Raw genomic sequence first — 7529 nt, 5'->3', positions numbered from 1 at the left:
TCCGTGGGAACCCATACCTTGTCAGCCGAGGCAAGATCGGTATGCATTCCCACGCCGGAGCGTGAGAACGATGGAGGATGAAAAATAATTACTGCTAATGCGCGATGCACTCAACAACTATTCAGAATAAAAATCAACTTTAATCGAGATCATTTATGGAAAATTTAAATTCGCTCTGGCAAAGCACCGGGATCTACAACATCGAAACCGGCCAGGCTTTTATGATGATGGTAGGTTTTTTACTTCTGTTCTTAGCCATCAAGAAAGGTTTTGAGCCTCTATTACTTCTACCGATCGGTTTCGGCGCAATACTTAGCAACATACCGATTGCAGACATGGCGGAAGCAGGCGGTCTCTTATACTATTTATATTTCGGCATTAAAACCGGCATATTTCCATTATTGATATTCATGGGCGTCGGCGCAATGACGGACTTCGGACCGATGCTGGCCAACCCGAAGACTTTATTACTAGGCGCTGCGGCTCAATTCGGTATTTTTTCAACATTGTTAGGCGCATTAGCGCTAAACATGGTACCAGGCCTCGAGTTTTCGCTTAAGGATGCCGCTGCAATCGCCATTATCGGCGGCGCCGACGGGCCTACGGCTATCTATGTTGCTTCGAAACTAGCCCCCGACTTGCTCGGAGCGATCGCAGTTGCCGCTTATTCCTATATGGCGCTGGTGCCGCTCATTCAGCCGCCGATCATGCGTGCATTGACTACGGAAAAAGAGCGCATGATCGAAATGGAGCAGCTGAGAGCCGTCAGCAAATCCGAAAAAATCTTGTTCCCACTGCTGTTATTGCTGTTAACGGCCTTGCTTTTGCCTTCCGCCGCACCCTTAGTAGGCATGTTTTGTTTAGGCAACCTAATGAATACTTGCGGGGCAGTCGACCGTCTGAGCAAGACCGCGCAAAACGAATTAATCAACATAGTCACGATTTTCTTAGGCCTTTCGGTCGGCTCTAAGTTGAGCGCCGAAGCATTTCTGAAATTCGAAACACTCGGTATTTTAGGCTTAGGCGCGATCGCTTTTTGCATCGGCACTGCCGCCGGCGTCATCATGGCAAAAATCATGAATAAATTCAGCAAAACACCGGTCAACCCGCTAATAGGCGCGGCCGGCGTATCGGCGGTCCCGATGGCGGCCAGGGTAGCCAATAAGCTAGGCCTTGAAAGCAACCCGCATAACTTCCTACTGATGCATGCAATGGGACCGAACGTTGCCGGCGTGATCGGCTCCGCCGTCGCGGCCGGGATTTTGTTGAGCTTGGTTGATTAGAAATGGGCATGATGTAGATTCAAGCCTCCCCCAGGCGCTTGCGTTGCCGGACTCCTCGTTTCTGCTGTTTCCCAAGCTCCTTGCTTGGGAAACCGATAAGTGAAGCTCTAGATTCGAGATTCAAGCGAAAAAGAAGCCAATGCTCCTTCGCTTGCAGCGATCACTGCTGAACCAAGTCAAATCGCTCGAGTAAGCCTCGGGAAGGAGCGAAAATCTAGGATTTTCGCTAACTTAAGGACAGGGTCACCTGAAGCTAAACGAGGGACTGTTAATCACCGGCGTATCCATCCGCTAATACCGAAATTTGATGCGATAGGCATAAGGCGAATTCTACCCTCGATATGTTCAAGTTTTCCGCAACCGCTTGTCTTGCCGGTTTCCTCGTTTTTTATTAACGGAAGCCGCTCGATGTGCTCTGTTTTTAACGGGCGGAACATTACGTGCAATACGTTTTTTATCCTTTTTTTCCGCCCCCGACCGAACCTCCAATGAAACAGTTTCGTAACCGGTATCGGCGACGCGAGGTATCGACCGTTTTAATAATTTCTCAATCGCCAAGAGCATCGGCGCTTCCTCCGGACAAACGAGCGAAATAGCCTCGCCGACCCATCCTGCGCGACCGGTTCTGCCAATACGATGCACATAATCCTCGGCCACGGATGGCAAATCGAAATTAACTACGTGCGGCAATTGATCGATATCGAGACCACGCGCGGCAATATCGGTAGCGACTAAAACCGCTATCTTCCCGGCTTTGAATCCCGCCAAAGCACGCATCCTCGCGCCTTGAGATTTATCACCGTGCAATACCCCAGTCCGAATACCATCCTTGATTAATTGTTCGGCCAAACGGTCTGCTCCATGCCGGGTTCTAACAAACACCAAGACTTGTCGCCAATTACCGCTGCCGATCAGGTAAGATAATAATTCCCGCTTGTATTCGCGCTTAATCGGATAAATACGTTGTTCGACGGTATCGGCATCGATCGTTTGCCGCGGTGCTTCAATTGCGACCGGATCATGCAGTAACCGCCCTGCCAGAGCTTTTATCTCATTAGAAAACGTCGCCGAAAATAACAAATTTTGACGCTGATTAGGCAGCAATGCCAGTATTGCATCGACCTCACGCTTGAACCCCATATCCAACATTCGGTCGGCTTCATCAAGAACCAATATTTCGACTCGCCCCAAATCGACATTGCCTTGACGAGCATGATCTAGCAATCGCCCCGGCGTAGCGACAACAATATCGCAACCGCGCCGCAATTGTTGAGCCTGGCCGTTCATGCTCACGCCACCGAAAACCACCTCACTAAACAACGCAACATGCTTGCCGTAATCCTTGAAACTTTGATGCACTTGTACTGCCAATTCGCGAGTCGGCACCAAGACCAATGCACGAACTGGCCGAGGTTTTTTGTTAATCGTCTCGCCCAACCGCTGCAGGATCGGTAACGCAAAACCTGCCGTCTTACCGGTTCCGGTTTGCGCGCCGGCCATGACATCGCGTCCTTCAAGAATTAGCGGGATGGCTTTTTGCTGTATCGGCGTAGGCGTTTCATACCCCTGTTCCGCAACGGCTGTTTGGAGTTGGGCAATAAGCCCAAGAGATTCGAATGTCATAATTTTCAGATGAGGAAATAAAGTTACGGGTTGATAAAAATAGAACCTGATTACGTATAAGCTTCAGCCTATTTGAAGTCCAAACAAGGTTTTGTGTCGCTATCGCGACGTTTATGTGGAGTCGGTTCGCGGAACGACAGCCGCGATACTGCTACGAAACCCATCCCTGGGTTTCGCCCTGCGGGCCAGCTAAAGCTGTTCAAAATCGCTCCAGGCGATTTTGTCTTTGCTTGTCCAAAGAAAAGTATCCAAAAGAAAAGACACCCGGAGGCCGCTGTATCCTGCGCGCTGACGATTTTGCCGAGGGTTTTCGGAAGGGCTATTCTCGGCAAAGTCGCCAGTGCTCGGCGCGGCCTAACGGGGCCCGGGCGGGAGCTCTAAGCTAAAGCAAATTGGCTGAAGGTTCTAAGTAATCAGGAAATAGAATGCGAAATACAAGATTCCGACTGATGGGCTTAAGAAAATGCTTGCTATCTATACATCAGGCTATTATTGCCTTCGAGGACTATTACGCGAAAAAACATCTAATTGTTAGCATCTGCAGGATGTATTTGGCGAGGATAAAAGAACGCACTATTCACTGCTTACTGCTCACCAAATTATCCCCTCACCCCCCCGTTACATTCATATGCCTAAAAATAACCGGTTGCTCGTTTAGATTGAATTCATGCTTTTCGGGTTTGATTTTCATCGCCTCGACGATCGTATTTTTAAGCGCATCGAGATTCCCCGGATTCGCTCGAATGACTTTTTTTAGATCGACCGAGTGCTCGTTGCCGAGGCACAACAGCAATCGGCCTTCAACGGTCAATCGGACACGGTTGCAGGTGCTACAAAAATTGTGGCTATGCGGCGAGATAAACCCGACCTTGGTCGAAGTTCCTGCAACCTGGAAATATTTCGAAGGTCCACCGGTTTTTTCGGTACTCGCAATCAAATTAAAATGCTGTTCCAAATCGGCTTTAATGTCATCGCTAGAATAATAAGCTTCGGCGCGATCGTGGCTACCGATGACACCGAGCGGCATTTCTTCGATGAAACTGATATCCAAATCACGGTCGATCGCAAACTGAACCAAACCGGTCGTTTCTTCATGATTACGATTTTTCAAAATCACGGCATTAATTTTGATACGTTTAAACCGCGCTATTCTCGCCGCCTCGATACCTCGCAACACCTGATGTAAGTCGCCGGTTCGGGTAATATCCTTAAATTTTTTTGCATCGAGCGTATCCAAGCTGATATTGAGCCTCTTTACGCCGGCCGATTTAATCGCCTGCGCCATCGGCGCCAATTGAGAACCGTTGGTGGTTAGAACCAGCTCATTCAGCTCCGACAAACGCCCCAGATTTTCGAGCAATTGCAATGCGCCTTTGCGCACCAATGGCTCACCCCCGGTCACACGGATTTTTTTGACGCCCAATTCAGTAAACGCCCGAGCTATCGTATGGATTTCTTCGAGCGTTAAAATTTGTGCACGCGGCAAAAACACCATGTCTTCGGCCATACAATATTGGCACCGAAAATCGCAGCGGTCGGTAATTGAAATTCTTACATAATCAACAATTCTACCGAAGCGGTCGATCAATTGCGTCGTGTTGGATAATGAACTCATAAGTAATATCGATTGACTAATGTGGCAATATTATCACAATACGGCTCACAGTCTGTTTTAGTGCATTGCTCTCGACTGCCGGTTCCAGACGCAGTCTACCGCTTACTTCCCTGTAAGCGTCGACTGCCGGTTCCAGACGCAGTCTACCGCTTACTTCCCTGTAAGCGTCGAACAAAAAGCCATGCGGAGCGCAAACATAACCGAGCGAAGCATAGCCGCCCCATTTCAGAACCAAAACGAGTTAAAATGTTTCGGTTATTGACTATCGAATAGATAAGGATGACTCCAATGAAAAAACAATTACACTTTTTATGGCTTGGCTTGTTGTTTTCGCTTAACAGCTTCGCCACAGAACCCGTTACCATCCGCCTGGGCATTTTGGAGTTCGGCACGGCAGCCTGGGAAGTACAAACCTTACAAAGCGCTAAACTCGACGAATCCGGCAAATTTAAATTGGCCATTCATCCACTGGCCAACCCTGAAGCCGGCAAAATCGCACTTCAATCAGGCGCGGTCGATATCATCGTCTCCGACTGGATATGGGTATCGAAATTGCGCTCGATGGGCGCCGATTATTCATTTTATCCTTACTCAAATGTCTCGGGCGGGCTCGTCGTTACCGAAAACAGCCCCATCAAAACGCTAAACGACCTTAAAGATAAGCGCTTAGGTATCGCCGGCGGAGAACTCGACAAAAACGGGTTGCTGATGCAAGCCGTTTTCCAAAAACAAGGCAATAGCGAAATCGCTTCATCTATCGAAAAGGTCTACGGCGCTCCACCTTTACTCAATCAGCAAATGCTCAGCAACCGCCTTGATGCCGTCATGACATATTGGCATTTTGCCGCAAAACTTGAAGCCCAAGGATATCGCCAAATTATCAATGGTCAAGCGTTGATCAAAACACTAGGTATAGAAGAGGAGGTTCCGACTCTTGGCTATGTCTTCAAACAAAGCTGGGCCGAGCGACATAAACAAGCACTGACCGGTTTTTTGCAAGCCACCCGACAAGCCCGCGCATTGCTATGCGAATCGGATGAAGCCTGGCAAAAAATCTTACCGTTAACGCAAACCGATGATACGAACACTCAAAGCGTACTACGTAAGCGTTACTGCGAAGGCACCGTAAAACGATGGGGGAGCCATGAAAAAAATGCGGCTAACCGCATCTACCGTATTTTGAAAACGGTGAGCCACAACAAACTGACCGGAAAAAACGACAATCTTCAGCCGGGCACTTTTTGGGTCACAGATCAAGAGTAATGTTTGGATGTCATTAAATTTAAGGAATACCTACAAAAACTCGAAATGACAAAAGGAAGCTCTTTCGTCAATAACAGCGGATCCAACGAAATGTTGCTGTACTCAATCCAAACATGACCTTAACTAAATTCTTAAGCCATTACAGAACACTCAATCTGTTGTCGATTCTGCTCTTTATAGGACTATGGCAGGGCCTTGCTCTTTATCTCAGCGACAATAGCCTACCGACGCCGGCAACGGTGGCCGAGGTATTCTGGCAAGAAACCTTATCCGGCCAACTGCCTTATCATCTGGGCATGACACTGCTCAGACTGATATCGAGTTTTGTTGTCGCGATGTTGCTCGGTTGCGCAATTGGCATCTTACTGGGCAGAAACCAAAAACTGGATGTTTTCTTCGACAACTGGCTGGTAATTTTTTTGAATATTCCGGCATTGGTGACGATCATTCTCTGCTACGTTTGGTTCGGACTGGTCGAGTCGGCCGCGATTCTTGCGGTCGTGATCAACAAATTACCGAATGTCGTCGTCACGATTCGCGAGGGCACTCGAGCGCTTGACAAGGATTTACTGGAAATGGCCCGCTGCTATCGTTTCAGCAAACTCAAGACGTTGCGTCATGTCATCTGGCCGCAGCTGCATCCGTTTGTAATGGGCGCGACACGTTCCGGCTTGGCCCTAATCTGGAAAATCATCCTCGTCGTCGAACTGCTCGGCCGCAGTAACGGCATGGGTTACCAACTTCACCTATTTTTTCAATTATTCGACGTCGCAGGGATTCTAGCCTATACAATCGCGTTCGTTGCAGTGATTCAAGTGATCGAGCTGCTCATTCTGAAACCGCTCGACCGAAAAGCAGGAAGGTGGCGCCGATGACCGCAATTACTGTCGACATCATCAACAAAAGTTATCCCGCAGCCGGACAAGCCGACCTACACCGAGCGATTGCAGATTTAAAACTCTCCTTGCCGAGTAACGAATTCATTTGCCTGGTCGGGCCGTCAGGCTGCGGCAAAACTACGCTGCTAAACATCATCGCCGGACTCGATCAGGATTACAGCGGCGAAATTACTGTGGAGCAACAGCATAAAGCGCCGAAGATCGGTTACGTATTCCAAAACCCTCGTCTGCTGCCCTGGCGAACGGTAAGAGAAAATATCACGCTGACCTTGCCTAGCGATTACGATCCGAAAACGGTCGACGCATTACTCGAAACGATGCAATTGACGCAGGCCCAGCATGTCTACCCTGAGCGCCTGTCTTTGGGCATGAGCCGGCGCGTTTCTATCATCAGGGCCTTTGCGGTCGACCCCGACGTGCTATTGATGGACGAGCCTTTCGTGTCGCTTGATGCTCCAACCGCGCGTCAGGTCAGGGAATTGTTGATAGGACTCTGGCAACAGCGCCCGCATACGGTCTTGTTCGTCACGCACGATTTGCGCGAAGCGATCGCGTTAGCCGACCGACTGATATTTCTATCGCCGCCGCCGATGCAGTCGCTCAGCGAAATCCGCGTGGACATTCCGAGAGACATACGTGACGACGAGACGGCTATCGAGGCGTTCAGACAAAAATTGCTTCAGGATCATCCTGAAATCAGAGCGCTGTTATGAGCTTACCGGCAGTCGTTTTAAACGTCCTTCACGGTTGCAGGACCGGGAAAAATACCCGATACTTGTAGCCCTTTATGCCCCGCTATCAAAGATAATGGCGGACTGATATTCCACCACCCGGAGGACCATACTA

6 protein-coding genes are annotated in these 7529 nt (G+C 49.1%); 4 read left to right on the top strand and 2 right to left on the bottom strand.

The window, feature by feature from the left end:
* Nucleotides 1-155 precede the first annotated feature (155 nt).
* Nucleotides 156-1283: a sodium ion-translocating decarboxylase subunit beta gene (locus ACRJJO_RS18355; RefSeq protein ID WP_431067071.1), complete on the top strand. Its 1128-nt coding sequence runs from the start codon at nt 156-158 to the stop codon at nt 1281-1283.
* 345 nt (nt 1284-1628) lie between these two features.
* Here the strand turns inward: ACRJJO_RS18355 and ACRJJO_RS18350 are convergent, their stop codons facing one another.
* Together ACRJJO_RS18350 and moaA are read right to left on the bottom strand one after the other, a co-directional pair.
* Nucleotides 1629-2906, bottom strand: coding sequence for a DEAD/DEAH box helicase (locus tag ACRJJO_RS18350; RefSeq protein WP_431067070.1), 1278 nt, complete (start codon nt 2904-2906; stop codon nt 1629-1631).
* A 607-nt stretch (nt 2907-3513) separates the two neighbouring features.
* Nucleotides 3514-4521, bottom strand: coding sequence for a GTP 3',8-cyclase MoaA (moaA, locus tag ACRJJO_RS18345; RefSeq protein WP_431067069.1), 1008 nt, complete (start codon nt 4519-4521; stop codon nt 3514-3516).
* A 288-nt stretch (nt 4522-4809) separates the two neighbouring features.
* Between moaA and ACRJJO_RS18340 the strand changes: the two genes are divergently transcribed.
* From ACRJJO_RS18340 to ACRJJO_RS18330, 3 genes are all read left to right on the top strand, one after another.
* Entirely contained in the window at nt 4810-5784 is a 975-nt protein-coding gene (locus ACRJJO_RS18340; protein WP_431067068.1) for an ABC transporter substrate-binding protein, read from the top strand.
* 113 nt (nt 5785-5897) lie between these two features.
* Nucleotides 5898-6659 (top strand): ABC transporter permease, encoded by a 762-nt coding sequence (locus tag ACRJJO_RS18335; protein ID WP_431067067.1) that lies wholly within the window; start codon nt 5898-5900, stop codon nt 6657-6659.
* Nucleotides 6656-7396 carry an ABC transporter ATP-binding protein gene (locus ACRJJO_RS18330; protein ID WP_431067066.1) on the top strand — a complete coding sequence of 247 codons (741 nt, stop codon included), beginning with the start codon at nt 6656-6658 and terminating at the stop codon, nt 7394-7396. Before ACRJJO_RS18335 ends, ACRJJO_RS18330 begins: the two co-directional genes overlap by 4 nt.
* Nucleotides 7397-7529 lie beyond the last annotated feature (133 nt).

Origin of the sequence: Methylotuvimicrobium sp. (assembly GCF_050611805.1) — a bacterium.
Classification (GTDB): Bacteria; Pseudomonadota; Gammaproteobacteria; order Methylococcales; family Methylomonadaceae; genus Methylotuvimicrobium.
The sequence above is the reverse complement of the archived record's forward strand: the minus strand, read 5'-3'. Positions and strand labels throughout refer to the sequence as shown.

What these genes read in the sequence shown, in the direction of transcription:
- moaA (WP_431067069.1), bottom strand. Translation starts at nt 4,521, where the DNA reads ATGAGTTCATTATCCAACACGACGCAATTGATCGACCGCTTCGGTAGA.
- ACRJJO_RS18335 (WP_431067067.1), top strand. Translation starts at nt 5,898, where the DNA reads ATGACCTTAACTAAATTCTTAAGCCATTACAGAACACTCAATCTGTTG.
- ACRJJO_RS18355 (WP_431067071.1), top strand. Translation starts at nt 156, where the DNA reads ATGGAAAATTTAAATTCGCTCTGGCAAAGCACCGGGATCTACAACATC.
- ACRJJO_RS18340 (WP_431067068.1), top strand. Translation starts at nt 4,810, where the DNA reads ATGAAAAAACAATTACACTTTTTATGGCTTGGCTTGTTGTTTTCGCTT.
- ACRJJO_RS18330 (WP_431067066.1), top strand. Translation starts at nt 6,656, where the DNA reads ATGACCGCAATTACTGTCGACATCATCAACAAAAGTTATCCCGCAGCC.
- ACRJJO_RS18350 (WP_431067070.1), bottom strand. Translation starts at nt 2,906, where the DNA reads ATGACATTCGAATCTCTTGGGCTTATTGCCCAACTCCAAACAGCCGTT.